The organism is Mesorhizobium sp. M0991, from assembly GCF_040318915.1.
GTDB lineage: Bacteria > Pseudomonadota > Alphaproteobacteria > Rhizobiales > Rhizobiaceae > Mesorhizobium.
Map to the genome: position 1 here is coordinate 30,923 of NZ_JAMYNE010000031.1, position 26,844 is coordinate 57,766.

A 26,844-nucleotide genomic window follows, 5' to 3' on the forward strand; every position below is an offset into this window, starting at 1 on the left:
TCCCGCGAACCGGGCCCCATGAAAACCTGACGTTCACTAAACAAGATGCTGCTCTCGCCCAACGCTCGAATAGGCTATGCCTTCCTTCACGACGTCCTCGCCGCGGTAGACGTTTCGAAGATCGACCATCACTGGCGTCACCATAAGTGCATGAAGCCGTTTGAGATCCAATGACCGAAACGCGTTCCACTCGGTGACGATGACGATCGCATGCGAACTGTCGGCCACCGCGTAGGCGCTTTCCCCGAATTCAATGCCCTCGATCATCTTGCGCGCCTGCTCCATGCCGACCGGATCATAGGCCTTGATCGAAGCGCCCGCGTCCTTGAGCGCCTGAATGATGGCCAATGAGGGGGCATCGCGCATATCGTCGGTGTTTGGCTTGAACGTAAGGCCCAGGATACCGATGGTCTTGCCGCGAACCGACCCGCCGCAGGCCTCGACCACCTTGCGAGCCATCGCCCGCTTGCGCTGATCGTTTATAGAGACCGTCGTCTCGATAAGCCGGACCGGACTTGCCGCATCCTGCGCAGTCTTGACCAGCGCCAGCGTATCTTTCGGGAAACAGGAGCCACCGTAACCCGGCCCGGCATGAAGAAATTTTGCGCCGATGCGGTTGTCCATGCCGATGCCGCGCGCGACGTCCTGCACATCGGCCCCCAACCGCTCGCAGAGATCGGCAATTTCGTTGATGAAGGTGATCTTCATGGCCAGAAAAGCGTTGCCGGCATATTTGGTAAGCTCCGCCGAACGTCGGCTCGTATAGAATATCGGCGCGGCATTCAACGAGAGCGGGCGGTAGATCTCGCCCATGACCGTTTTGGCCCGTTCGGCATCGGTTCCGACAATGATGCGGTCGGGTCGCTTGAAGTCCTCGATCGCGGATCCTTCGCGAAGAAACTCGGGATTGGAGACCACGGCAAAATCGGCGGTCGGATTTTGCTCGCGGATAATCCGTTCCACCTCATCGCCGGTACCGACGGGGACGGTCGATTTCGTCACCACGACTGTAAATCCCTTGAGCGCGCGGCCCACTTCGGCGGCCGCGTCGTAGACGAAGGACAGATCGGCATGCCCATCGCCACGCCGCGACGGCGTGCCCACGGCGATGAAGACCACATCCGATTGAGAAACGGCGTCCGCCAAATTGTCGCCGAAACGCAAGCGACCCTGCAGGGTGTTGGTCGTGACGAGATCGTCAAGCCCTGGCTCGTAAATCGGTATCTTGCCGAGCTTGAGCAGGGCGAGCTTTTCCGCATCACGATCGATGCAGCAGACCTGATGGCCAAAGTCGGCGAAGCAGGCGCCCGAGACGAGCCCTACATAGCCGGCACCAATCATTGTTATTCGCATACCGCGTACTCCCAATCAGCGCCGATGAGACGATCTCGCCAGACAGCGCCTATTCCCCACCGAACGACGGCTACCGCACTCCCGGGTGAAACCCGAGAGCGCATCCTACAACAATTTACATCACGACGCCGCCTTGATGTTGCGGCTACGCGATTGCTACGAGATCCCTGGCATCCAAGTCGACAGGGATTTCGCCATTCATGATGGCCACCAGAACCCGGGCTCTTCCGGCTGGATCGAGCCGGTCAAGGCGACCGATCGTTTCCGCGAGAGGGCCAGAAAGGATTCGGACCGAGGCGCCCGCTGCAAGGCCTCCACTGAAATCAAGCAGCCCGTCCTTACCGGTCAATGCAATGAAACGCTCTACCAGACCCGAGGGGACCGGCAAAGGCCGGTCGCCTTGCGTGACGAGGGAACGCACACCGAATGTTCCATTGACCGAGCGCCAACGTTGCAGCGCAACGTCAAGGGCGATGAACATATAGCCCGGGAAATACGCCGCAGACCGGGTTTCGAGCCGCCGGGCATGTCGGACGGTTTTCTCGCAGCGAGGCACAAACGGCTGAAATCCCTGGATCCGGAGATGCCGTTCGGCGACATGCTCCTTTCCGGGAAAGACGCTGGCCGCGTACCAGCGCGTTGCCGGCGCGGCTGTCGGCTCCGGCGACAGCATGGTCGCCTTACTCGTTGTTTTTTCCGCGCTAATCACGTGTCTCCCTCTCAGGGCGGGCATATCGGTGCCAAGGGTTACGACAGTGTGTCGATGCCGGCAAGCACCCATGCGCCGAGAATCAGGGTGGTTCATAGAAAAATTACCCGCAAATTGTCCATGAAATTAGCTATGCCTAAATAGTCATCGGGCCGCTTTCTTTTTCAGCTGCCCGACATGCGATATCGGGCAATTCGCTGTGATGCGTAGCTCTTTGGTTATATTGGCGCGGCGATCCCCGGATGTTCTGGTGCTTAGTCCACCGACTTGAAGCTAATGTGACGGGTCGCCGGTATGTCGTTGCGCAACACATGCCCGCCGGCGGGGGATACCTGCAGAGCCATTCCAGTTTGCGATAAAAAGGTGTTTCGATAGGCCGGCACTGAGACAAAATTGCCAGCAAGCCACGAAATCCCGATCATGGCACAGCGATGCCGGTTCTTGGTAGTGGGTCAGTTTGAAATCTGTCTCGCCTGAACGTGGCTCAATAGCGAGACGACATATCGTTCCATATCAAGCCTGCGAGCAGTATTAAGAACGCTTGCCCACGTATCCTGCGGACCGGCGCCATTCGCGATATTGGACGGCGCGTTGTGAAATGAGTCCGCGAGCATACGTGCCTTGGTTAGATCATCGGTCGCGCGAATTTCGACGAGAACGATGCCAAGAACCATCAAAATATTTTCATTCGTGATGGTCAAACTGACCCACTACCCGGTTCTTGACCGGATTCACGAACGCTTCAGCAGCGACCAGGCAGCCGGCACCAGGCTCGCGGCCAGCGCAACCTTGATCAGATCGCCAACGATAAAGGGCACCACCCCGAACTGCCACGACTTTTCCGGGCCGATCAACAGCGCCAGCCAGGCAAAGCCCATCGCCATCATGACGATCTCGGCCACCAGCATCGCATTGAAGAGCTTGATAGGATGGCGATCCCAGCCACGGTCGGCAGCCCAGCCGACGATCGCCGCCATGACGACGAAGCCGGCTAGATAACCGCCGGTCGAACCGAGCATGTAGGCAACGCCGATGCCCTTTTCCGGCGTGCTCTGGAAGACTGGAACGCCCCATGCGCCCTCGGCCATGTAGAGGAGCAGCGTGGCGACGCCGAGGCGCATTCCGAAGGCGGCGGCGATCAGGAAGACAGCGAGCGTCTGCATCGAGATATCGACCGGTCCGAGAATAACCTTCGTCTTGGCCGACAAGATCAGCAGCAGCGTTCCGGCGATCGCCAGCAAAATCTGTCCCGCCAGACGGGCCGCGCCCTTTTCAGGCAAAGCGAGAGAAATGAGCGGACGCATCGTGGTTGCAATTGCCATGGTCTTCCCCGTTCCGGATTGCCGCCGAACGCGGCCTTGCGTTTTCCTATATTGGCTTCCGTGCTATGCGGCAATCGGTTTTGCCCTCCCCCCAAAAAAGGTCGCGACGTTCGCATGGCGCTGAAATTCGACACACGCTTCGATCCTGCCTACGGCAGGGGTGTGACCATTGCGCCCGACGTACTTCGGATCACCGCCAAGAACCCAAGCCCGTTCACCTTTCACGGAACCAACAGTTATATCGTCGGGCGCGAGACGCTGGCGGTGATCGATCCGGGTCCGGATGACGGGGCACATCTTCGAACGCTGCTCGATGCGATCGGGACCAGGCCGGTCAGCCATATCTTCGTCAGCCACACGCATCGCGACCATTCGCCACTGGCGGCGCGGCTGAAGCAGCACACCGGCGCGGCGGTTCTGGCGGAAGGCCGGCATCGCCCGGCGCGGCCGTTGCGCACCGGCGAGGTCAATCCGCTCGATGCCAGCGCTGACATCGAGTTCGTTCCGGACGTCGCGCTGCCGGATAATATGGTGATCGACGGTGACGGCTGGGCGATCCGGACGGTGCTGACGCCCGGCCATACCGCCAATCACGCGGCCTTCGCACTGGAAGGAACCGGCATCCTTTTCTCGGCCGATCACGTCATGGCGTGGTCGACTTCCATCGTCGCGCCGCCGGACGGCGCTATGGCCGACTACATGACATCGCTCGATCGGTTGATCGAACGCGACGACCGGCTGCTGCTGCCCGGCCATGGCGGGCCGGTGACCGAGCCGCGCAACTTCATGCGCGGATTGAAAACGCATCGCAAAATGCGCGAACGGGCAATTCTGAAACGGATCAACAGCGGCGACCAGACAATCAAGGACATGGTGGTGGCGATCTATCGAGACACCGACCCGCGCCTGCATGGCGCAGCCGGCCTGTCGGTGCTCGCCCATCTGGAAGACCTGGTGGCGCGAGGTCTGGTCCACACCAATGGCGCGCCGGCTATCGACGGCATCTATTCGCCGGCAAAGTAATACCCTTCGGCTATCATTCCGCCGGCGCCACGCCCACCTGGCCGGCGACTTCCTGGTCGAGTTCGGCAAGGAAATCGGTGATGCGCGCTGCATTGTCGCCAAGGTCATAGCGGCCGTAACGCGAGGCCGAGCGCATATCGACGATGACCGCGTCGCCATCGTCGGTCACGCGGATGGCGACATCGGCGGGAAGGCCAAGCAGGAAGCTCTTGGCCAGCGCATCGACCGTCACGTCGCTTTGCCCTACTGCGTCGGGAAATGGCGCCGCGAGCTGCCAACCCCGCCGATCGAGCACGGTCTTGACCGCCTCCAGAACGCGATCGAAAGGCAAGGTGTAGCTGCGTCCGGTAACAAGCGGATAAGCTTCGGTTTGCAGGCGCTGCTCGCCGGGCGTCAGCGGCAAAAGCTCGTTCATATCCATTGTCCGGGTAGAAATATCGAGCGCCGGCGGATCGTCGAAATCCGTCGAGATGTCGCGCAGCGGCGGATAGGTCGCCGCCCAATAGGCCGCGACGCCGTAAGGGATGAGCACCAGAAGCGCCAGCAACGCGCCGGCGGTCAGGTCTTGGCCGCCGCGATCACCGAAATTCCACAATCGCGCAAAGGCAAACCCGGCAAACAAAAGCGCAAACGCGGCCAGCAAGGCGACAACGCCGAGCACCCACAGGAAAGCCGGCGTCTCGACGAGATCATATCGGTGGCCGATGAGAACCGTCAGCAGCAGGACCGCCGAAAAAGCGCCGGTGCGCCGCGACCAACCGGCAGCCCTCGACGTCTGTCGCTCTGGAATTGCCGTCATTCTTTTCCGCGCTGCCCCCAACCCGAACAAGGCATAGTGCCTTTCAGCGGCGGCTTGAAGGCGCAAAGACGCCGCATCTCCGGTCAATCCGTCGGCAGATGATAATCCCGGAACTGCTGACGCAAGGTAGTCTTCTGGATCTTGCCTGCAGCGGTGTGTGGGATTTCGCCGACAAAGGCAACGTCGTCCGGCATCCACCACTTCGCCACCTTGCCGTCCATGAAAGCCAGGATGTCCGTCTTGGTCGGCTCCCTGCCCGGCTTGCGGACGATCACGAGTAAAGGCCGCTCGCCCCATTTGGAATGCGGAATGCCGATGGCGGCGGCCTCCGCCACGTCCGGATGACCGACCGCGAGGTTCTCGAGCTCGATGGTCGAGATCCATTCGCCGCCCGACTTGATCACGTCCTTGGCGCGATCGGTGATCTGCATGTAGCCGTCGGGATCAATATGCGCGACATCACCGGTATCGAACCAGCCTTGTTCATCGAACTGTTCGGATCCGACACCGTCATAATAGGCGCGTGCGACGGCCGGCCCGCGGACCTTGAGCCGGCCGAAGGTCTTGCCATCCCATGGCAGTTCGTTGTCGCTGTCGTCCGTCACCTTCATTTCGATGCCGAACGGCGTAAAGCCCTGCTTCTGCTGGACGTCGAGGCGGGCCTTGCCCTTCAGCCCGGAATAGTTTGGCTTGAGGGTGCACAGCGTGCCCAGCGGCGACATCTCGGTCATGCCCCAGGCGTGGACGACCTGGACATCGTAATGGTCCTGGAACTTCGTCGTGAGCGCGCGTGGACAGGACGAGCCGCCGATGACGACTTTCTGCAGATAGGGTAGTTTGTTGCCGGTCTCTTCCAGATGCTGGAGGAGCATCATCCACACCGTCGGCACGGCGGCGCTGAAGGTCACCTTCTCGGTGTCGAGCAGCTCGTAAAGCGAAGCGCCATCCATCTTGCAACCGGGCATGACCAGCTTGGCGCCGATCATCGGCGCGCTCTGGGCAAGGCCCCAGGCGTTGGCGTGAAACATCGGCACGACCGGCAATATGGTATCGCGTGACGACAGGCCCATGGCGTCGGGCATCGCGGCGATCATGGCGTGCAGCACGTTCGAACGATGGCTGTAGAGGACGCCCTTCGGGTCGCCCGTCGTGCCCGAGGTGTAGCACATGCCGGCGGCGGTGTTTTCATCGAATGTCTTCCAGACGAAGCTGCCGTCGGCTTCAGCAAGCCATTCTTCATAGGCGACGACCTTGGGCAGCGCAGTCTCCGGCAAATGCGCCTTATCGGTAAGCACGATAACCTGCTTCAGCGATTTGACCGCGCCGGCGATCTTTTCGAGCAGCGGCAGGAAGGTCAGGTCGACGAAGATCGCCTTATCCTCGGCATTGTTCATGATCCAGGTGATCTGCTCGGGAAAGAGCCGCGGGTTGAGCGTGTGATAGATCGCGCCGACACCCATGATGCCGTACCAGGCCTCGATGTGGCGCGCGGTGTTCCAGGCCAGTGTGGCGATGCGGTCGCCAAGCCCGAAGCCGTCACGCTCGAGCCTCTCGGCGACCTTCAGGGCACGGTGATGGATTTCGGCATATGTGCTGCGCACGATCGGCCCCTCGATCGAGCGCGACACGATCTCGCGTCGGCCGTGCTGCCGCTCGGCATTGTCGATCAGCTTGTGGCAAAGCAGCGGCCATTCCTGCATCAGCCCGAGCATCTTGTTCCTCCCGTTATTTTTTGCGCCATTGTGGAACGAACCGGCGGATTGTCCAGCCATGACCGGGCTGGAGCGGTGCACAAAGCGAAATGAGGCCGAATTCGCCACAATCCGGCCATGCTCGGCGTTAACGTTGATTAATGGGTGGGGCGCGATTGGCGAATGAAAGAGGTTCGCATGGACGCGCAGCTCGACGACAAAGCCCTCGAAGATACGCTTGCCGAAAGCCTGGCTGATCTGGTGGCGACCGATGTGGCGCCGGCCGATCTGGTTCCCGACGGCAAAACCGTTTCCGAAGATGAATTCGTCGAGGTCGTCGGCGGCGCCCTCGAAGCTGTCGGCGGCACGCTCTTGTTCAAGATGTGCGTCGAGAACGAGGGCGAAGCCCAGCACGTCGCCGCCGCATCGGTCGGCGATGGCGGCAATCGCCAGTTCCTGCTGCTCACCTTGCCGACCAGCGGTGGTGCTTTGAAGGTCGAGACCACCGCGAAAAGCACCAATCCGGTGGCCGGCATTGCCGCCGCCTATGCCGGGCTGATGGATGCATTCCAGGCCGCCGCCTGAGTTTTCGGCGAAGCGGAAGAAAGAGGCGAGACTTCCCCCCACGGGCGACGCCCGCCTGGTGGCAGGCAGGTCTTGCGCAAGGCTCTTGCCAGACACATCTTGGGGTTGAGGCAAGGAGATCCGACATGGACCAAATCGCAAACCCGGCACCCGGCTTCCAACGCAATCCGGGCAAGGTCATCACCGTCGCGCCTTACAAAGGCACCCTGACGGTGCGTGCCGGCGATGTCGTCATCGCGTCGTCCAACAAGGTCAAGGTGCTGACCGAACCTCCATACCTCCCTGTTTTCTACATTCCGTTCGACGACATCGACTTCAAGCAACTTGGCAAGACCGAACACTCGACCCATTGCCCCTACAAGGGCGATGCCAGCTATTGGAGCGTGCTGCCCGCCGGCGATGCAGGCAAGGATGCGATGTGGGCCTATGAGCAGCCCTTCGACGAGATGGCGGACATCCGCGATCACGGCGCGTTCTATCCAAACAAGGTGACCATCGAGGCCACGCCCGACTGATCAGTCGGTGGTGCCTTCATCGCCAACACCGTCGGCATCGTCGAGCCGCACGAAGGTAAGGCCTTTCTCCTTCAGCGCCAGAAGCCCCTGCACCACACCTTCGCCGGCCGCATGGGTCGGCTGGTTGATGTGAGCGATGATGACGTCGCCGTCCTTTGCCGCGGCAATGCGCCGGGCGGTCTCTTTTGCACCGAGCAACGAGCCGCCGTCGCCGTTGATCGAGAATCCGGCGATCTTGAAGCCAAGCTTGCGTATCATCGCGATTGCCGACGGGCTGTATTCGGCGGTTGCGCCGCGAAACCATTTCGGCGCCGGTTCGCCGGTCACGGCAAGAGCGGCGGCGCCGGATTCGACCTCGGCCAGCACGGCCTCCGAGCTGCCGGCACTGCGAATGCCGTAGACCCTTTGCGGCGTGTCGACGGCCGGGACGTGGCGGCCGCCATGGTTTTCCAATTCAAACAGTTCGGGATGCGCCCGCATGATCTCGACGGCGACGGCGTTGTGCTTGAGCCAGATGCCGGTAACGAAAATGGTGGCGGGAATCTTGTTTTCCACCAGCGCCGAGAGAATCCGCGTGTCGGTCTTCCCGCCGCAGGCATCGAGCGTCAGCGCGACGCGGCCGCTGCCCACCTCGGCCTTGATGTGCAGCGTCGGTTCGACGAGCAATTGGGCGTTGCCGGGAGAGACAGCCCACAGCGATATCGCAACTGCGCAAAAAAGCTTTTGGAACAGGCGCATTGATTATTTCCAGGTCGGCCAGATCAAAGTTGAAGCGGCGACCCCAAGACCGGCATCAAGGCGGAAATCGGGACGATACCCCTGCAAAAGCGTCGGCAGCGGCAATTTGACCGCGGGCCTGACCTTTGGCAAGCGCGGGGTCACAATGCGTGCTCCACGTCCTTAACCGTACGTGAAAGCATCGCGCGCACCGCGTCGACAACCGCTTTGACCTCTAGCCGCCAGACGCAGCAAGCCTTGCTCGGATCGGGCCGGCGGCACAGGTCCCTGGCTATGCACTCGCAAGGCATGGAGGGCCGCAGCGTAACATTGGCCACACCGACAGGACCCCACACGGCCGGGTCGGTCAGGCCGAAGAGGCCGACAACCGGCGTTCCCGCGGCGGCGGCCATGTGCATCGGGCCACTCTCGTTCCCGAGAAACAGGCGTGCCTGTCCGAGGACCGCCAGCAGCGTTGCAAGCGACATCGCCCCGACGACGTTGACGACCGGCGAAGCGGCCTTGGCGATGATGCGCTCGGCAGATGCCCGTTCATCGGGGCCACCGACAAGCAGGAAGTCCAACCCGGTCTGCCGCGAAATCTCGTCGATCGCCAGCGCAAAACGTTCCGGCTGCCATTGCCGCCCCCGGAAGCTCGCTCCCGCATGAACGGCGATGAAGGCGTTACGCCGAAGGTGATGCCGGTGGAGAAGCGTCAACGCCCTGGCGGTCTCCAACGGCAGCGGCTGAATCGTTGGGACCTGCGCACGCAACTCCACGCCAAGCGCCTCAAGCGGCGAAAGATAGCGGTAGAGATAATGCTGACCACCAAAGCCAAACGGCTTGGCTGCGACGTTGGCGGGCTGGCTTTCCAGCCAGCGCAACGGTTTTTCGGGAGGATCGTATCCGACGCGGGTCTTGGCATTGACGAGCCGGACGATGATGCGTGAGGTTTTGGAATCGGCCAGGTCGATGGTCAGGTCAAACCGGAACCGGCGCAGAGCGCGCACCATCGCATAAAGCTCGCTGCCACGCTCCAGAGGGGTGCCACGCATGCGCGCGCGCCGGAACGCCACCACGTCCGAGGCGATGCCATGAGCCGTCAAGAAACTGGCAAAACTCGCCTCGCAAAGGAATACGATTCTGGCCCGTGGATATTCGAGGCGCAGGTTACTGGCGAGCGCGGAGGCGAGGACAAGATCGCCGATGAATTTCGTCTGGAGGATAAGAATCGAGCGGACGTGCGTGGGCGGGTTCTGCAACATCTGTTTCTGGCACCGGGGCGGGTTCGGGAGCCGGAAACTGGGCAGAAACGATGTCGGGATTTGGAGCCGTCAGGCGCACGTTCGCGTGAATTTGGTTACAAATCGGTAAGGTCAGATGCTAGTGGACTCCAACTCTTATCCGCGGCCGTTCTTTGCAGCCTGCATCGCTGCTTGCACGGCGCATCTATCCGTTCCAGATTGACCAGACCAAAGTCGCAGCGGCGATCTTAAAATCTCTATCAAGGCGCCAGGTCACAGTGCGTGCTCCACGGCCTTAGCCGTGCGTGAAAGGGCTCGCGCAATGCGCCAAGAACCGGTTGACCTCCAACCGTCAGACGAAAGCCTTGTTCGCGTTCAACCAGCGGCACAGCTCTCTGGTCACACAGTGCAAGATGGCTCGAGCCCGACTTCACGACAGCTATTGCCACCCCAAACTATGGCTCGTCACCGCCCTCGTTTGCACTCCGCGCGAACACTGATGATGGTGCAAGGCGTGCTGGGTTTACCGAGGGCTGTCGTGTGGCTTTTCCTGAGGACTTTGAGACTTCGACCAGACAAAATACAGCGAGCCCATCTTCATGACAGGCACGCGCCGGTCGCGTTCCCGAGTTCGCAATTCGCGATAGGTCTTCAATTTCAAGGTGCCGCCCGGCAACTTGATACGCACCGTCATCGGTCCAACTCCCGTTGTGCAGCGCAGCAATGATGTGCAATGCGGTAATAGAGGGGGAGGCGCCTCGCCAGGCCGCGAGCGTCAGGTGGGTCAGCCCAGCGGCTGATCATTGACGGCGCTTTGCCGGTTCGACCACCAGGTGAAATAGATCCGGCCGATCTTGACGACGGGTATGCGGCGGGCGCGCTCGCGGTCGCGCAATTCGCGGTACACCTTCACCTTCAGCGTGCCGCCAGGCATCCTGATACGCACCGCCATCGATTCCGCCGCCCCATTGTGCAATGCAGCACCAGAGACCTTCCGTAGCGGAAGAGTCAATGCCTGCCTCCTGACTATTTCTGGGCTAGTTGAGCGGCCGTCGGAGGTTTGGGCGCGCACGGCGGTTCCTGATCCCGCACGGAGGCGTCAGTGCCCAGCCGAGATCGTCGGATGCGCGGGTTATTTCTTGGGCGAGGATTTTTTGGGCGAGGATGGGCGATCGGACATGCCGCTCGGCCACCAGATGACGAAGTAATTGCCGACCTGCCAAACCGGTACCTCGCCCTTCTGCTCGCGGCGCCGCAGCTCCTCCCTTTTCTTGATCTTCAAGGTCCCGCCCGGAAGCCTGATTCTTATCGTCACGTGTCCTCCCGCACCCCCTAAAGCTACGAACGATAGACGGGAACAGTTTCATCCCGGCTAAGCAATTTCGTCCAGGTCAAGCAATTTCGGGGCCGATAGACGCAGCACGCCGGAACGGAGCGAGATCGCCGGAACCGGCTTCATTTGAAGAAATCTGCAATGCCGTTGATGGCCAGCACCGCATAGACGATCGGTCCGGCGATAAATGCACAATAGAGGCAGAGGATCGCCGCCAGCACCAGCAGCAGCGGCTTGTCGCGGCCGACCGCGCGGAGTTCGGACTTCACCGTCCAGCGCGCCGCAGCGGTTTGTTCATCATCAGACATGTTCACCATCCCGCGCCCATTTCACACGGCCGATTGAAAGCATCAACTTACACTTGCTGCGCGGAGGGATCAAACAACTAGACAGTGCAATATTCTTGCTGTGCATCCAAAGGGTCGCGATGCCCCAAGCTCGGCGTCAGGCAGTAAGAATTTCCGTGGTCACCGTGCTTATCTGTCCGAATCCCTTCGATCAGATTTATTCAGGTCCCCGGCTTTCGCAGCCTGTACCGCCGCCTGCGCGGCAGCCAACCTGGCAATTGGCACCCGGTAAGGCGAGCATGACACATAGTCGAGGCCAACCTTCTCACAGAAATGGATCGATGCCGGATCGCCTCCATGCTCGCCGCAGATGCCGAGCTTGATGTCGGGCCGCGTCGCCCTGCCCTTCTCTGCCGCCATCCGCACCAGCTCGCCGACACCGTCTATGTCAAGCGACACGAACGGATCCTGCTCGATAATGCCTTTTTTCCGATAGGTCTCGAGGAACGAGGCCGCGTCGTCGCGCGAGATGCCGAAGGTTGTCTGGGTCAGATCGTTGGTGCCGAAAGAGAAGAATTCTGCCGCCTCGGCGATGACATGGGCGCGGATGGCGGCGCGCGGCAGTTCGATCATCGTGCCTGTCAGATAATCGATCCTGACGCCGGTCTCTTCCATCACGCTTTTGGCGACGGCGTCAATGCGTGCCTTGACGAACTCGAGCTCCGTCACCAGCCCGACCAGCGGTACCATGATCTCCGGGACCACCAGCGCGACAGCCTTCCTGCCGGCCTCGATGGCCGCCTCGAAAATGGCGCGCGCCTGCATCTCGGCGATCTCGGGATAGGAGACGGCAAGCCGGCAACCGCGATGGCCAAGCATCGGATTGAACTCGTGCAGCGCTTCGGTGCGCCGCCTGAGCTTGTCCGGCGATACGTTCATGGCGGCGGCGACCTCGGCCACCTCCTCCTCGGTCTTGGGCAGGAATTCGTGCAGCGGCGGATCGAGCAGGCGGATCGTCACCGGCAGGCCGGCCATGATCTCGAACAGTTCGAGGAAATCCGAGCGCTGCATCGGCAACAGCTTGGCCAGCGCCGTTCGCCGATCCTTTTCCGTATCGGCCAGGATCATCTCGCGCATGGCAATGATGCGATCGCCGTCGAAGAACATGTGCTCGGTGCGGCAAAGCCCGATGCCTTCGGCGCCGAAGGAGCGCGCCATGCGCGCATCGAGCGGCGTCTCGGCATTGGTGCGCACCTTCATGCGGCGCGCGCCGTCGGCCCATGCCATGATGGCGGCGAAATCGCCCGAGAGTTCGGGCTGCAGCATCGGCACGGCGCCCTTCAGCACCTGGCCGTTGGAGCCGTCGATGGTGATGATGTCGCCCTTGCGGAAGGTCGCTCCCATCGCCATCAGCGTGCCGGCCTTGTAGTCGACGCGCAGCGAGCCCGCACCCGAAACGCAAGGCTTGCCCATGCCGCGCGCCACCACGGCGGCGTGGCTGGTCATGCCGCCGCGCGTCGTCAGGATGCCTTCGGCCGCGTGCATGCCGTGAATGTCCTCGGGGCTGGTTTCGATGCGCACCAGGATCGCCTTGCGGCCTTGCGCCTTCGCCTCCTCGGCGTCATTGGAGGAAAAGACGATCTCGCCGGTGGCAGCACCCGGCGAAGCCGGCAGGCCGACGCCGATGATGTCGCGTGCCGCCTTCGGATCAATCGTCGGATGCAGCAACTGGTCGAGCGAGGCCGGATCGATGCGGGCGACGGCCTCCTCCTTCGAAATCAGTCCATCCCTGGCCATGTCGACGGCAATCTTCAGCGCCGCTTTGGCGGTCCGCTTGCCGGACCTGGTCTGCAGCATCCATAATTTGCCGCGTTCGATGGTGAATTCGAGATCCTGCATGTCGCGGTAGTGCTTTTCCAGGCGGTCGGAGATGCTGACGAATGCCTGGAAGGCATCCGGCATCAGCTTCTGCAGCGACGGCTTGTCGGAGCCGGCGGCAATGCGCGCAGCTTCGGTGATGTTCTGCGGTGTGCGGATGCCGGCCACGACATCCTCGCCCTGGGCGTTGACCAGGAACTCGCCATAAAGCTGCTTTTCGCCGGTCGACGGATTGCGGGTGAAGGCTACGCCGGTGGCCGAAGTGTCGCCCATATTGCCGAAGACCATGGCCTGGACGTTGACCGCCGTGCCCCAGCTTTCGGGGATGTCGTGCAGGCGCCGGTAGGTGATAGCGCGGTTGTTCATCCAACTGGAAAACACCGCGCCGATGGCGCCCCAGAGCTGCTCGTGCGGATCCTGCGGAAACGGCTTGCCGAGCTCCTCCTCGACCTTGGCCTTGTAGAGCGCGATCACGCCTTGCCATTCGATGGTCGTCAGCTCGGTGTCGAGCTCATGGCCGAGGCCGCCCTTCTGGTCTTCGAGAATTTCCTCAAACACCTCATGGTCGAGGCCCATGACGACATCGGAATACATCTGGATGAAACGGCGGTAGCTGTCATAGGCAAAACGCGGATCGCCTGAATCGGCGGCCAAGGCTTCGACCGTCTCGTCATTCAGGCCGAGATTGAGCACGGTGTCCATCATGCCTGGCATCGAGGCGCGCGCACCTGAGCGAACCGACACCAAAAGCAGTTTCGAGGTATCGCCGAAACGGCGCCCGGTCAGCCGACCGATGTGGTCGAGCGCGACCGCAACGTCCGTTTCCAGCGAAGCCGGGTACGTGTGGCCGTTGGCGTAATAGACGTTGCAGACCTCGCTGGTGATGGTGAAGCCCGGCGGCACCGGCAGGCCCAGGCTGCACATTTCGGCCAGGTTGGCGCCCTTGCCGCCGAGCAGATTGCGGTCGCTGGCACGGCCTTCCGCCGCGCCGTCGCCAAAGGTGTAGACCCACTTGGTCATGCTTGCTCCCCGGTTGCAGGAGATTGGAAATACTGACCAATCGAGCGATATGATGCTGCAGTGCGAAAGGCAAGGGATCGGCAAAGCCGACCGGCCTCTACAATCGATTAATGAAAAGCAGCGCCCAAAAGACCTGCGTTTTGGGCACACTTGTGTAGAACATAACAAGAACAATAATGGCAGAGAGATGAGAGTGACCGGAAAGCTGATTATCTGGAAATGCCGGCGACAGGCAGGACACTGGACAGGGTGAAGGCTTTTTACAGCGCGGCCTTCTCATGGTCGTTTACCGATTACGGGCCGACCTATTCAGCCTTTGCCGAAGGGCTGGACGGCGGTTTTCAGGCGGATGCCGAAGATGCGCCGTCCAAGCCGTTGCCCGTGGTCTATTCCGAAAAGCTGGAGGAAATATTGAGCGCCTTCGAGAATGGGGGCGGCACCATCTTCGAGCCGATCTTTTCATTTCCGGGCGGCAGGCGGTTCCATTTCAAAGATCCTGCCGGTAATGAGATGGCGGTCTGGAGCCAATAGCCGCGCATCCAAAGCGACGATTGCAAACGAGACCGGCAGACCAAAAACAAGCGGTTGGTATCTTCGCCGTTGAGCTTTCCCACGGCTCGTCTTATAAGGCCGCGCGCAGCGGGCATGTCCTCGGCTGTTGGGGCGTCGCCAAGTGGTAAGGCATCGGTTTTTGGTACCGACATTCCCAGGTTCGAATCCTGGCGCCCCAGCCACGCGCAAAAGGGGTCCATTCCGGCCACATAGGTTACGGTTTATACCTTATACCGGAGACATGGTGTAGTGCACCCCTGAACTGAGACACAAAAAGGGTAACAGTTCTCCGCAAGGAGGACTGATGAGGAAAGAGGATTCGGGGCGACGGTTCAGTCGCGAGTTGAAGCTTGCCCACCACGGTTCAACCGCAACAGTTCATTTGTTGGAACAGAATGAGATTACAGTGGGCCTCCGAAAGAATAGCTTTTTTGTCATGCTGCTTGCCGCACTTGCGATTGCGCTTCTACCCGTGCAGCGTTGAAGAATTCGGACTCGATGTCGGTTTTCACTATGATAAGCTGAATCACGCCACTGCTTCGTCGCGCTGACATTTGTTGGGGGCCTCGGATGGCCGGAACGCAAAGCGAACTTGATTCTCTTCCTCGCCTTGGTTGGCGCTGCGATAGAGGTCCTTCAAGGTACGGCCTTGATAAGGCGGGATTTTGATGGGCTTGACTTTGCCGCCGATTGGATTGGCATTGCATGCGGTCTGGCGGCGGTCAGCTGTGCCAGCTCGCTTGTTGGTCGGGCCACTTGACGGCTGATTATAGACCAGTTCCCTTTCGAGAGCATGCAAGCCGAGGTCGTGCCCGCCGACAGGCAAAGACCGGCGCAATTCGCGGCCGCTAGGAAAGCGCGGCTGAGTATCTATGCTTAATTGCTTTCCGCGACGGCAAATAAAGCCGCTTATGTATGAACCATGGGGCAATCAGGTATGTCTTGGCGGTTGTATGCCGTTCTAGCTATGTTTTTCGCGCTGTTTACATGGGGCATCCTTACCCTCCTGCAAGCAAATGACCACAAACGATCTCCGCCGGTCAGAGTCGATGGCCCTGTAGCTTTTAGGGGCACGCTCCTCATAAAGGATATTAGAGACATCATGGTCGGTTCCAAGCACGTGATCTTGTGCGGCGCAACTTTCACGAAACCGGCTGGGATGAGCAGCCTTGTGTCCGAAGCCGCAAGGGAGCGGTTCCCGCCGCAGATGGTCACCTGCAAGCCAGTGGGAGTCGGCACGCCTTGTGACGGCCTTGTCGCCCCAAGACTCAACAAATTTGTCGTCGCTCAATGTTTTACTGAGAAAGGGGCCGATCTCGCGGAACAACTAATAAGCCAAGGCTTTTTGTGCGGCCAGCCAGAGAATTCCGACGGACATTACAAGCGTTGCTAGTGGCTTGCGATTGTATGGAGCAGTAGTTCCTATCTTTGGCGTGCCGATTTGCTCGATGGCCTTGGCTTCATTGTCACAGTCCTCCTGTCCATTCTGATTGATACCAGTTTACGAACTTGCCCAGGCCGATCTCCAGTGAAGTTCGCGGTTTGAATCCAAAGTCTTGCTCCAACAATGTCATGTCGGCAAAGGTCTGCGCCACATCGCCGGGCTGCATGGTCTCGGATTGGCGGTTTGCCTTTACACCCAACAGTTTTTCCAGGATATCAATGAAGTCGCCGAGCCGAGCTGGCTGGTTGTTCCCAACATTGTAGATTCTGCCGGGCGGAGCGTCTGTCAAAGGCGGCTTGTCAACCACGGCAATAACCGCCTCCACGACGTCGTCTATATAGGTGAAATCGCGCCGCATCTCGCCGTTGTTGAACACGCGGATCGGCTTGCCTTCAAGTATGGCCTTGGTGAATATCCAATAGGCCATGTCGGGCCGGCCCCAGGGACCATAGACCGTAAAAAATCTCAGACCGGTCTGCCGCAGACGAAATAGATGAGCGTAGGTGTGGCTCATTAATTCATCCGACTTTTTGGTGGCCGCGTAAAGCGACACCGGACTATCGACCCGATCGCTCTCGCTGAACGGCACTTTCTGGTTTCCCCCGTAAACCGAGCTCGATGACGCATAGACCAAGTGCTCAAAGCCGGAGCAGCCACGACAAAATTCTAGAACCTCAAGGTGACCGCTGATGTTGGACCGGATATAGGCTCGGGGATTTTCTAGCGAATAGCGCACCCCAGCTTGTGCCGCGAGATGAACGACCTTGGTTATTTTCTGCCCGCTTAGAGCTCGCGCAAGAGCCATGGGCTCCGCGATATCAATTTCAAGAAAGGAAAACCTCGAGGCTCCGGCCAAGCGCGCCAGCCGTGCTCTCTTCAGTCTCGGGTCATAATAGTCGTTCACATTGTCCACACCCAGAACGTCGTCGCCACGTTCCAGAAGCTTAAGACAAACGTGGCTTCCAATAAAACCAGCTGCACCTGTGACTAAGATCGGCAAGTGAAACCCTCTCGACGACACAATTGACGCACCTAGAACAGGTGGGCCTTGCGGAGCGCGCTAGGTACCATCGCTCGTTCACCGGTTCAATCGGTGCCGCCTCAATTAGGCTGTTCGCAATTTCCGACTTTGCAGTACCGATCAATCAACCAGTTTTGCCGTGCGCCGAATCGGAAGTGCCGCCCGCGGGGGATTTGATCACCGCAGATCCGGGATCCACGCCCCCACACAACCTTGGCCATATTGCCAAACCACCCTGCTCGACCTTCAGATTTGTGTCGCGACCCTGCACTGCGTCAGTACCTTCAACGATCACGCATGTTGATGCCCCTCCTGGTGAAGCTGAATGATTCTCAGATCAAGGTGGCTAATGGTGTGGTTGCGGAGGTCACGGACCGCATCGATTACGGAAGGCGAGTTTTGGAACAGGTAAGCTCCAGTCGACTGACGGTCGATCAAGAGGCGCTTCTGCCTGATCTGCACGTAGATCCAATTGACGGGGATGTTCAGCCGTGCGGCCAGTTGTGTGGCGCTGAGCGAAGTGAACTCGTGGGTCCATCGGTTGCGCTGCGTCGTTATCCTGATCCCGGCACCGAGCCGGATCCGCTGCACAGTGATCGGCAGGACCTTGTCCGAGCAATTGGGCGAGTGGTGCCCCTCCCGGGTGAGGACGGCGGAAATCTCATTGTCAGGCATGCCGGCCTGCGCGAGTTCGATCAGACGCGCGCGCATCTCTCCACCGCGCGTGAGCTTGGCGACGGAGTTAACCTTCATCTTCACTTCAAGTTCGGTCACCGCGCCGCCTCGCCACACGATCCTGACCAGAGCAACGTCGCGCTCGCCGCGATCGAGAACGATCTTTTCGATCAGGCACCGCAATAGCGCCTTGCGATGAGCATCCGTCGTGGCGTCGCCCGCCCAGATCTGCGGCAGGCAGCCGGACAGGGCGACTACCTTACTGTTGAGGACCTTGCCCAATGCCAATTGCGCAACAGGCTCAGCCGACGCTTGCCGAGCGAGGGCTTCCTCGGCAGCGCGGACTTCGCTCAATGCAGCCTCCCACCGACGCTCGAGTTCGCCGGCGACAAGACGGTTGTCAGGATCGACGCGGTTGAACTGCCGCTCTGCCAGTGCCGCAGCATAGCGCTTGCGCTCAAGCTCACGCTCCGCGCTCGTGCGCAAGGCCTTGTCGACTTGCTGCTGTGCCCGCCGCGCCCGCGATAGTGCGTCAAGCTCGGCGGGAGCCAGCGCCGTCAAGAATGCGGCGGCCACAGCGGCATCCACGCGTGGAGCACGGATGTACTGGCACGCAGGCAAGCCCGTGTGTGAGCGCAGGTGATTGCACACATACTCTCCGCCACCCTTGTAGCGAACGTACATCTTGTGGCCGCATCGCCCGCACCAAGCGATGCCATGCAGGAGAAGTTCGCCATTGCGAGGGGCACCTCTCGTTTTGATGCGCATATATTCGGCCCGGTTGTCTCGTACGATGTCGCGGATCTTCTCATAGGTTGGCCAGTCGATGTAGGGTGGATACCGGCCCTTCACGACGATGCGCCATTCATCGATTGGCCGCGGCACCTTTCCCGGCGAACCGCCTTCTCCCGTGGCGGCACGAAGGCGGGTTCGTCCATAGACGAAGGCACCGGCGTAAGCGGGATTCTTCAGGACTGCCGCCACCGCCGAGACCGTCGCTCGCGCCCAGTGAAGTTCGCCGTGCCAGTCGCGGCGCGGCAGAGCCAGGCCACGATCATTCAGCACACGCATGACCTTGGCGACGGTGCGGAACTTCAGGAATGTCTCGAATATAAGCTCAAGCCGCTCCTGAACGGCGAGATCTGGATCTTTGACAACCACCCCGCTTGGATCGCGCACCAAGCCGACGGGCAGTGTTAGTGCAAGCTCGCCGCGCTCGGCCTTGGCAAGCAGACCGGCCGTCAGACGGCTTCGGATCGTATGCAGCTCAAGCTCCGAGATCGTTCCCTTCAAGCCGAGAAGCAGGCGACCATTGGCGCTGCCGGGATCATAGACGCCATCGCGATCGGCAATGAGGCAACCGCGCAGGCCGCAGATATCCAGGAGCGGATACCAATCGGAACAATTGCGAGCCAGCCGCGTGACGTCTATCGAGAGGATCAACCCGATCTCGCTCAGGCCGACCCGACCGACGAGTTCCTTGAAGCCATTCCGTTTTGCAGCTGAGGCTCCGCTCAAGCCGAGATCGGCATCGATGACGTCGATATCGGCGTCATGCCAGCCGAGTTCGCGGGCGCGCACGCGAAGCGCGTACTGCAGCCGCAGGCTCTCTTGATTGCTTACCATCTGGTGTGGCGTCGACTGTCGGACGTAAACAACCGCTCTGCGCGCCAGATGAGTTGGCTTGACCAGTTCGGACTTCACGAGACACCTCCGCCAGAACCGCGGCGACGTCGTCGAGGATTTGACGCCGCAAAGCTGGTGACAGCGTCGCCCATAGGCTCTTGGGGTCTATGGTCATGACCTTCGAGACATTCCGCCACCGCGACAAGATCCCGAACCGCCTCGACACTCAACTTAGTCTGATTCGCCTTCTCTACATACTTCTGAGTTGCTGTCACAGGGATCAGCAATGTTGATCCATCACGGTGCTCGACTTCGTATGATGGTGGAAAATTGCCGCGGTGATGGGCAACTCGGCGGATCACACGGAAGGATCGCCCGTAAAGCGGATGACACGGATCCAATACCCGGACCACTTCGACCGATGATTCGTCAGACTCACCAGCAGGGATATTCCTGTAGGCCTTCGAACAAGGCCGCGAACATCGCCGGCGACATGCGCATCACGCCGTCGCGAACCTGCGGCCAGACGAACTTCGAGCCCTCGAGCCGCTTGTGCACCAGCACAAGGCCGGTGCGATCCCACACCAAAATCTTGATCCTGTCAGCCCTTTTGGCCCGGAACACGAAGGCTGCCCCACAGAACGGGTCGAGGCCTAGCATCTCCTGCACAGCCAATGCCAATCCGTCCATGCCGCGCCGGAAGTCAACCGGCCGGGTCGCCACGTAGATCTTCAGATCGTTGCCCGGTGCAATCATCGCGAGGCCCGAACCGCTCGGATCACCTGCGACAGCTGCTCGAGGTCAACCGCCGTTCGGATCACCATGTCGTCGATCACGATCTCCACCTTCGCCGGCGTCGATTTCGATGGCCTCATCCTCCGCTGAGGCACCGATGTTTCGTCCACCATCAACTGCGCGAACATCGGCGCCATGCTTTCCGGCAGTGCCAGTTGCCCCTGACGAAGGCGACGCCGCCAATCGTAGACCTGCCAGCGGGTCGCGCCATGCTTGCGTGCGACCGCCGCCACCTGCACCCCCGGCATCAGGCTCTCGGCCGCAATCCGGGCTCTCTCAGCCTCCGAGCGAACCCGCCGTCCCGTTGGACCTTCCAGAACCTCGAGCCGGCCTGCGTAGCCAGCTGTTGGGACGTCCAAATCGACGTCCATTTTGCCGTCTGCTCCCACGTAGGCCCTCCGTCTCTCGCGATCGGGGGGATTCTTCGCACATTCACCTCATGCCCCGCACGAGGGGAGCGGCGTGGCGCTTACCTTCCACGAGCTAGCTGTTGAGGTTTTCATGGGCTTGGGTTAGTCAGGTCAAAGGGCGCGGCATTAGCCGGTTCGAGTGGGTCCGTCACAGACCGCTTGTTCGCTCGTCGGATTTGTAACCCCCGAGCCGCCTGCCCCCCCTTTTTCACGACTGGTTCGGATGAAAGATGTCCATGTCTGGTGAGAACGAACCTCTCGACGGAGACGAAGGCCCATCATTGTGGCTTCTGGTCATCATCGTCGTGATATTTGGTCCGATCGTCTGGTGGCTGATCAGCTAGACTAAACACTTAGAGCTTCGGACGTTCATGTGAGTCCCTATCCTGCGGCGGAGAAGTAGTTTCTGCATTATGTTGGGGAGAAGAGATTGCAGATGTCGCCGATGGCCTGCCATAGGGCGTCGATGGTTCTGACGGCCTTTGCGCGCAGATGCGCCTTGAGCTTGTGTCAGGCGAAGTGAGAAACTGACCCCCTAACGAAACGAAGAACTGACCCCTCATTTTTGAGAGGATCAGTGGAGGCAAGAAGAATTTCCATCGAAGCTCGCCTTGTCGACAACAATGCGGGTTGAGGAGATGCGGTCGGGGGAAGAAGTTTCAGCGATGGTTCGGCTCCATGAGGTCGGCTGGGGCGCGAAGCGCATTGCGCAAGAGTTCGGTTGCGCGCGCAATACGGTTCGCCGCTATCTGCGTGAAGGTGGTGTCGTGGCGTATCGCCAGCCTGCTCGTCGAACTGCATTCGACGGTCTGGACGATTGGCTTAGAGAGCGTTTCTTTCGTCATGATGGAAACGCGGATGTCATTCGCCAGGAATTGGCGAGCGAACATGGTATCGTGATCGGGCTTCGCTCGGTGGAGCTGAGAGTGAAGCGCTGGCGGCGGGAATTGAAGGCGCAGAAGCGCGCGACGGTTCGCTTTGAGACGGCGCCAGGTCATCAGATGCAGATCGACTTTGGCGATACGCGCGTGTGGATCGGCGGCGAGCGGTTGCGCGTTCACCTGTTCGTGGGGACGCTGGGCTATTCGCGACGGGTGCATATCCGCCCCTCTTTACGGGAGCGCCAGGCGGACTGGTTTGATGGGATGGAAGGAGCCTTCCTGCGCTTCAGCGGGGTTCCAGCGGAGGTTCTGCTGGATAATGCGAAGGCTCTGGTCGAGCACCATGACGCGGTGACGCGCGAGGTGAGGTTCAATGCCCGACTGCATGCCTTTGCCCGCTACTGGGGCTTTACGCCACGAGCTTGCGCGCCATATCGGGCCCGCACGAAGGGCAAGGACGAGCGTGGGGTCGCCTACGTCAAGAAGAACGCGATCGCCCGCCGTTTCGAGAGCTGGGCGGCGTTCGAGGCGCATCTGGATCGGTGGACGCGCGAGATTGCCGACCAGCGTGAGCATGGCACGACCGGCGTCGCGCCTGCGGAACGTTTTGCCGCTGAGGCCGGTGCGCTTCGGCCGCTTGCAGGCCGGGCGCCGTTCGGACAACTACGTGATCTGGTGCGCAAGGTTCAGGCGGACTGCGCGATCGACCTCGATACGAACAGCTACTCAGTGCCCTGGCGCCTGATCGGAGAGAGCGTTCAGGTAGTGGTTCTGGCCGGTCGCGTCATCATCCGTCATGCGGGCCGGGTGGTGGCTGATCATTCCCAATGCCAAGGCCGCCGACAACGGATCGTGGATCGGGCGCATTTTGTCGGCGTGGCTGGCGCCGAGGGACCAGTGCGCGCAGCAGCCCCTAAAGAGATTGCTCCCCTGCGCCTTGCTGCGGCCGCTGGCGGAATACGAGCGGTTGTCGGGGGAGGCTGGTGATGACGACCGTGGATCACGACATGCTGGTTGCGACACTCGACCGGTTGAAGCTGACGGCAATCCGCGATCAACTCGACACGCTGCTGGATGAGGCCGCACGCTCGAAGATGACCTTGCGCGAGGCTTTGGCTCTCCTTGTGTCGCGCGAGATCGCGCGGCGTGACGAGCGGCGGATATTGACAATGCATACCACTTATGACGATCGAGTTGTCCTGCCAGGATGGGCGCGGGCGGCGGAACATCAGCGTTGCGATATGAGCGACTAGACAATTCATGACGCTTGGCAAATGTGCCCGTCCTGGCGCAAACCGGCGCGGCGCGTAATGGAGCACCGTTCAAGGAGTAGCTCGTAGGACTGCGCCGGGGCGCGTGCTATGCTAGCTAGTTTCCGTCCACAAACGCCAACATATTGATATTATTGCGTGAATCGGAACTTTGCGCAGGCAAGGCCCGGCGGTTTCAGGTACACTTTGGTCTCATGCCACTGATTCCAAAGCACAATCTGCCACCGCCGGAGCCGACAATGCGCCAAGAACGCACCGTCCAAGTCGAGTAGCGGAGAGGAATTTCACCTCTCCGCGCTCACGAAACCGGACATGACACTCTCGCGTCATCCGGCTTCTATTTTCCAGCCGTTGGTCGGACACCTATCTTCCACAAATACAGGATGTCCGGATCCCGCTTAGCGAGCCGTCCAAGCCAGTATGTCGCAGCAGTTTTCCGGTGCTTGAACCTTTTATATTTCCTTCTCACCCACTGGGCGAGTACCTCATTCACGTGTTGCAGAACGTTGACGCATTCTGAGCGATAGTATCGCCCGTAATAGTTCAACCATCCTCGCACCACGGGGTCGATCAGTTTTGCAAGATCTTCGAGCCATTGAGCGTTTCCGGTCAGATCAGTCCGCCATTTGCGGATAGTTTGCCGGATGCCCTTGGCCGCCTTGTTGCTGATAGCAGGCAGAAAGTTCGTGAACCTTTTGCCATTTCGGCCTCTGGCTTCACGTGGCTGGAATGTGTAGCCGAGAAAGTCGAACGAGATATGCTCGTAATCTTCCCTACGATTGCTGTCCTTGCAGTAAACGATCCTTGTTTTCTCCGGATGGAGTTCAAGACCACATTCAGCAAGACGCCCTCGTATTGCCTCCACCACGATTTGGGCTTCACGCTCTGTTCTACAGTGGACAATCGCGTCATCCGCATATCTTTCGAAACACAGAAGAGGGAATGTTCTCTGCATCCACAGGTCGAATGCATAGTGCAGAATCAAGTTGGCGATCACCGGAGAGACCACAGAACCCTGAGGGGTTCCGCATGTTCTCCCCTATGAGAGTACCGTCTTTTTGCTCCATTGGGGCCAACAGCCACCGCTTTACATAAAGACGGACCCAGCTCAGTTTCGTATGGTGAGCAACGACTTTTTCGATCAGGTTCCATGGAATTGAGTCGAAGAAAGACTTAATATCCAGATCGATAACCCAGTCGAACTTCCAGCAGCGTTGTCGCGCTTTCCCCACCGCATCAAGCGCCGAACGGTCGGGACGATAGCCGTAGGAGTCAGAGTGGAAAATTGGCTCCACCTCCGGCTCCAGAACCATCTTGACGACCGTCTGCGCCACACGATCGGCGATGGTGCTGATGCCCAAAGGGCGTATCCCTCCATTCGCCTTGGGGATTTCCACGAGACGAACAGGCGAAGGAAAGTACGCTCCTGAAGACATACGATTCCAGACCTTGTAGAGGTTCCTCTTCAGGTCTTTTTCGAACATCTCGATGGAGACGCCATCCACACCCGCCGCACCGTGGTTCGCTTTCACCTGTTTCCAGGCTTCCAGAACGAGGTGTTTGGAAATCTGATACGGCTTTGCCTCAGTCATCGGCTCCTCCCGTTTCCGGTTGACCTCTGACCTTGGCTGGAAAAATCGGGTCCCTTCGCTCCGCCCGCATTACCGGGTTTCATCACTATTACGAACCCGTCCGCCCCTATGTCACGCATCGGTGCTCTGCCCTCGACGGGGCTGCCGTCTCCGGGTTCTCCCTTGGCATCGTGACACAGGTTCCCACGTTCCGCACAAGAGCCTGTCACGGGCTCGCGCCGCCTTTGTACCGGTTGCCGCCCGGCCAATATGCAGGCACCCGCCGGGCTTATCCCAGAGATCCCATCCATCTCTGGTTTCGACAACTTCTGTCCGAATTTTCGATACGTCATCAGCGGTTCACTCGCGTTCGCCTTCCCGCAACTTACCTGCCGGGCTCGTGACCCGACTTTTCCACAACGCTCACCACCCCGGCCGTTGTGCCGACGCAGCTTGTGGCGGTTTGGACCCTGATCCTGCAATCCGAGCCCGAGGGACCTGCCCTCATCTCTCGTGCAGCATAGCTGCTGCGAAGCGATCCTACATTCTGATCTCCTTGCTTTGCTTTCGTGGCACACGATGGGGTATTCGGCTTGCGCCCCATCTTGGCGGAGCGGCATGGAGGTGCTGCGCTTCGAGCTGATGGTAGAACGTGGTCTGTCTGGAACAGCCACAAGCATCAGGAAGGAGAAGCGCAGCATGAAACATTATGCCGGATTGGACGTCTCGGTGAAAGAGACCGCCATTTGCATCGTCGACGAAACCGGCACGGTGTGCCGCGAGGTGAAGGTGCCGACCCATCCCGAGGATCTTGCGCGGGTGCTCAAGGATCCCGCCTGGCGGTTGGAACGCGTCGGGCTTGAAGCCGGGACCTTTGTCGCAATGGCTGTTCGAGGGGCTTGCCAAAGCCGGCTTGCCAGTGGTTTGCATTGAGACGCGTCACGTCAACGCCTTCCTGAAGGCGCAGCCGAACAAGACCGATCGCAATGATGCGCGCGGGATCGCGCAGATGATACGGGTCAATCTGTTCCGCCCGGTGCATGTCAAGACCCTGACGAGCCAGAAGCGCCGGGCGCTGCTGACGGCGCGCAAGCTCTTAAAGGAAAAGGCGATTGCCATCGAGAACGACATCCGCGGGCTGTTGCGCAACTTCGGGCTCAAGGTTGGCAAGGTCGGTGCGCTCAAGTTTGAGGAGCGGATCCGCGAGCTCACCGAAGGAATGCTCGATCTGGCCGAGATCGTCGAACCGCTGCTCGACGCGCGCCGCAAGCTGCGCCAGAATTTTGCCGCCCTGCACCGCAAGCTTCTGGCGATCGTCCGGGATGATGAGGTTTGCCGCCGGCTGATGTCGATCCCCGGTGTCGGCCCCGTCGCGTCGCTGGCTTACACCGCGACGATCGATATCCCCGCCCGCTTCCGCAACTCCAAGGCGGTCGGGCCGATTTTGGGCCTGACGCCGGCGCTCCATGAATCGGGCGAAAGCCGCCGGGTGGGCGGGATCTCGTTATGCGGCGACGGCATGATGCGAACGTTGCTCTACGAGGCCGCACAGACCCTACTGACGCGGGTGACGAAATGGTCCTGGCTGAAGGCCTGGGCGATGGACGTCGCCAAGCGGCGCGGCCAGCGGAAAACCATCGTTGCGCTCGCCCGCCGGCTGGCGGTGATCATGCATCGCATCTGGAGCGACGGCACACAGTTCCGCTGGACCAGGACGGAAATCATGCCGGTCGCCGGCTGAAAAATTAATAAACATCGCCCCTCCGATAGACGGGGACGACACCAGTTCCACCTACGGGTGGAAAAGCGTCCTTCGCGGGACGAGGATGAGGTGAGTTCGTCGATTGGCTTGGCTCGATTGCCTATCATCGGCAATCAAGGCGCTCGACAGATTGTTCCACCCCATTCTTCTGAATCCCCATAGAGGGCAGGGCCAGAGCGCCGATCCCGGAGAGAAGCAAGGCCCCGCGAAAGACGTCCAATGCCGGCGAAGCGGAAAAGAGCTAATGCGCTTGACTTCAAAGCGCCGAATAGAGAAGCCAATCGGTCAAGACCACGGAAAGCGGCGGAATTCGTGGCTTCGACGCGGGAAAGAAGATCAACGGGCGCAAGCGTCACATCG

Annotated in this window: 23 protein-coding genes, 1 tRNA gene and 4 pseudogenes; 9 read left to right on the forward strand and 19 right to left on the reverse strand. The window is 60.2% G+C overall.

The features are described 5' to 3' along the window. Positions 1–36: 36 nt before the first annotated feature. The 4 genes from NKH70_RS29495 to NKH70_RS29510 all read right to left on the reverse strand — a co-directional run bounded on the left by NKH70_RS29495 (position 37) and on the right by NKH70_RS29510 (position 3,384). Positions 37–1,353 carry a UDP-glucose dehydrogenase family protein gene (locus NKH70_RS29495; protein WP_353026802.1) on the reverse strand — a complete coding sequence of 439 codons (1,317 nt, stop codon included), beginning with the start codon at positions 1,351–1,353 and terminating at the stop codon, positions 37–39. A 145-nt stretch (positions 1,354–1,498) separates the two neighbouring features. Continuing rightward, complete coding sequence (gene nusG / locus NKH70_RS29500; RefSeq protein ID WP_353026804.1) at positions 1,499–2,026, reverse strand: transcription termination/antitermination protein NusG; 528 nt, start codon at positions 2,024–2,026, stop codon at positions 1,499–1,501. A 488-nt stretch (positions 2,027–2,514) separates the two neighbouring features. Then, positions 2,515–2,763 carry a hypothetical protein gene (locus NKH70_RS29505; RefSeq protein ID WP_353026806.1) on the reverse strand — a complete coding sequence of 83 codons (249 nt, stop codon included), beginning with the start codon at positions 2,761–2,763 and terminating at the stop codon, positions 2,515–2,517. A 30-nt stretch (positions 2,764–2,793) separates the two neighbouring features. Beyond that, entirely contained in the window at positions 2,794–3,384 is a 591-nt protein-coding gene (locus NKH70_RS29510) for a biotin transporter BioY (RefSeq protein WP_353026808.1), read from the reverse strand. Positions 3,385–3,498: 114 nt separating this feature from the next. On the opposite strand from NKH70_RS29510, the gene NKH70_RS29515 reads away from it, so the two are divergent. Then, complete coding sequence (locus NKH70_RS29515) at positions 3,499–4,407, forward strand: MBL fold metallo-hydrolase (protein ID WP_353026810.1); 909 nt, start codon at positions 3,499–3,501, stop codon at positions 4,405–4,407. Positions 4,408–4,420: 13 nt separating this feature from the next. On the opposite strand, the gene NKH70_RS29520 is transcribed toward NKH70_RS29515, so the two are convergent. Together NKH70_RS29520 and NKH70_RS29525 are read right to left on the reverse strand one after the other, a co-directional pair. Further along, entirely contained in the window at positions 4,421–5,206 is a 786-nt protein-coding gene (locus tag NKH70_RS29520) for a DUF1499 domain-containing protein (RefSeq protein WP_353026812.1), read from the reverse strand. A gap of 83 nt (positions 5,207–5,289) precedes the next feature. Next, positions 5,290–6,918, reverse strand: a complete 1,629-nt coding sequence (locus NKH70_RS29525) for a fatty-acid--CoA ligase (RefSeq protein ID WP_353026814.1) — start codon at positions 6,916–6,918, stop codon at positions 5,290–5,292. A 177-nt stretch (positions 6,919–7,095) separates the two neighbouring features. Between NKH70_RS29525 and NKH70_RS29530 the strand changes: the two genes are divergently transcribed. Next, complete coding sequence (locus NKH70_RS29530; protein ID WP_353026815.1) at positions 7,096–7,482, forward strand: hypothetical protein; 387 nt, start codon at positions 7,096–7,098, stop codon at positions 7,480–7,482. 125 nt (positions 7,483–7,607) lie between these two features. Further along, positions 7,608–7,997, forward strand: a complete 390-nt coding sequence (locus NKH70_RS29535) for a DUF427 domain-containing protein (protein WP_353026817.1) — start codon at positions 7,608–7,610, stop codon at positions 7,995–7,997. On the opposite strand, the gene NKH70_RS29540 is transcribed toward NKH70_RS29535, so the two are convergent. From NKH70_RS29540 to ppdK, 6 genes are all read right to left on the reverse strand, one after another. After that, positions 7,998–8,735 (reverse strand): polysaccharide deacetylase family protein, encoded by a 738-nt coding sequence (locus NKH70_RS29540; protein ID WP_353026819.1) that lies wholly within the window; start codon positions 8,733–8,735, stop codon positions 7,998–8,000. Positions 8,736–8,875: 140 nt separating this feature from the next. Beyond that, positions 8,876–9,979, reverse strand: a complete 1,104-nt coding sequence (locus NKH70_RS29545) for a glycosyltransferase family 9 protein (protein WP_353026821.1) — start codon at positions 9,977–9,979, stop codon at positions 8,876–8,878. 763 nt (positions 9,980–10,742) lie between these two features. Further along, complete coding sequence (locus NKH70_RS29550; protein ID WP_353026823.1) at positions 10,743–10,970, reverse strand: hypothetical protein; 228 nt, start codon at positions 10,968–10,970, stop codon at positions 10,743–10,745. A 120-nt stretch (positions 10,971–11,090) separates the two neighbouring features. Further along, positions 11,091–11,240, reverse strand: a complete 150-nt coding sequence (locus NKH70_RS29555) for a hypothetical protein (RefSeq protein WP_352524146.1) — start codon at positions 11,238–11,240, stop codon at positions 11,091–11,093. A gap of 173 nt (positions 11,241–11,413) precedes the next feature. Next, positions 11,414–11,599 (reverse strand): hypothetical protein, encoded by a 186-nt coding sequence (locus NKH70_RS29560; protein ID WP_254820493.1) that lies wholly within the window; start codon positions 11,597–11,599, stop codon positions 11,414–11,416. 168 nt (positions 11,600–11,767) lie between these two features. Then, a complete protein-coding gene (gene ppdK / locus NKH70_RS29565; protein ID WP_353026825.1) occupies positions 11,768–14,476 on the reverse strand; it encodes a pyruvate, phosphate dikinase in 2,709 nt (902 codons plus the stop codon). A 219-nt stretch (positions 14,477–14,695) separates the two neighbouring features. Here ppdK and NKH70_RS29570 point away from each other — a divergent pair, with 219 nt between their 5' ends. Next, complete coding sequence (locus NKH70_RS29570; RefSeq protein ID WP_353026827.1) at positions 14,696–15,007, forward strand: VOC family protein; 312 nt, start codon at positions 14,696–14,698, stop codon at positions 15,005–15,007. Positions 15,008–15,135: 128 nt separating this feature from the next. After that, positions 15,136–15,210 (forward strand) — tRNA-Gln (locus NKH70_RS29575). Between the two features lie 344 nt (positions 15,211–15,554). Here the strand turns inward: NKH70_RS29575 and NKH70_RS29580 are convergent. From NKH70_RS29580 to NKH70_RS29600, 5 genes are all read right to left on the reverse strand, one after another. Then, positions 15,555–15,827 (reverse strand): hypothetical protein, encoded by a 273-nt coding sequence (locus tag NKH70_RS29580; protein WP_353026829.1) that lies wholly within the window; start codon positions 15,825–15,827, stop codon positions 15,555–15,557. Between the two features lie 667 nt (positions 15,828–16,494). Next, the gene (locus tag NKH70_RS29585) at positions 16,495–17,472 is read right to left on the reverse strand and encodes an NAD-dependent epimerase/dehydratase family protein (RefSeq protein WP_353026831.1); all 978 of its coding nucleotides are present in this window, start codon (positions 17,470–17,472) and stop codon (positions 16,495–16,497) included. A gap of 312 nt (positions 17,473–17,784) precedes the next feature. Continuing rightward, positions 17,785–19,872 (reverse strand): recombinase family protein, encoded by a 2,088-nt coding sequence (locus tag NKH70_RS29590; RefSeq protein WP_353026833.1) that lies wholly within the window; start codon positions 19,870–19,872, stop codon positions 17,785–17,787. 357 nt (positions 19,873–20,229) lie between these two features. After that, entirely contained in the window at positions 20,230–20,550 is a 321-nt protein-coding gene (tnpB, locus tag NKH70_RS29595) for an IS66 family insertion sequence element accessory protein TnpB (protein ID WP_353026835.1), read from the reverse strand. Further along, a complete protein-coding gene (locus NKH70_RS29600; RefSeq protein WP_353026837.1) occupies positions 20,547–20,960 on the reverse strand; it encodes a transposase in 414 nt (137 codons plus the stop codon). The genes tnpB and NKH70_RS29600 overlap by 4 nt, the downstream gene beginning before the upstream one ends. A 662-nt stretch (positions 20,961–21,622) precedes the next feature. Here NKH70_RS29600 and istA point away from each other — a divergent pair. Further along, positions 21,623–22,867 (forward strand): annotated as a pseudogene (istA, locus tag NKH70_RS29605) (IS21 family transposase). Further along, positions 22,867–23,043 (forward strand): annotated as a pseudogene (locus NKH70_RS29610) (ATP-binding protein); the annotation flags it as partial. The pseudogenes istA and NKH70_RS29610, both read left to right, overlap by 1 nt. Positions 23,044–23,488: 445 nt before the next feature. On the opposite strand, the gene NKH70_RS29615 reads toward NKH70_RS29610, so the two are convergent. Both NKH70_RS29615 and NKH70_RS29620 read right to left on the reverse strand, forming a co-directional pair. Continuing rightward, positions 23,489–24,160 (reverse strand): group II intron maturase-specific domain-containing protein, encoded by a 672-nt coding sequence (locus NKH70_RS29615; RefSeq protein ID WP_353026839.1) that lies wholly within the window; start codon positions 24,158–24,160, stop codon positions 23,489–23,491. Further along, a complete protein-coding gene (locus NKH70_RS29620) occupies positions 24,060–24,743 on the reverse strand; it encodes a reverse transcriptase domain-containing protein (protein WP_353026841.1) in 684 nt (227 codons plus the stop codon). Before NKH70_RS29620 ends, NKH70_RS29615 begins: the two co-directional genes overlap by 101 nt. 678 nt (positions 24,744–25,421) lie before the next feature. Here NKH70_RS29620 and NKH70_RS29625 point away from each other — a divergent pair. Next, a pseudogene (locus NKH70_RS29625) lies at positions 25,422–26,463 on the forward strand (IS110 family RNA-guided transposase). Positions 26,464–26,759: 296 nt separating this feature from the next. After that, a pseudogene (locus NKH70_RS29630) lies at positions 26,760–26,844 on the forward strand (IS5/IS1182 family transposase); the annotation flags it as partial.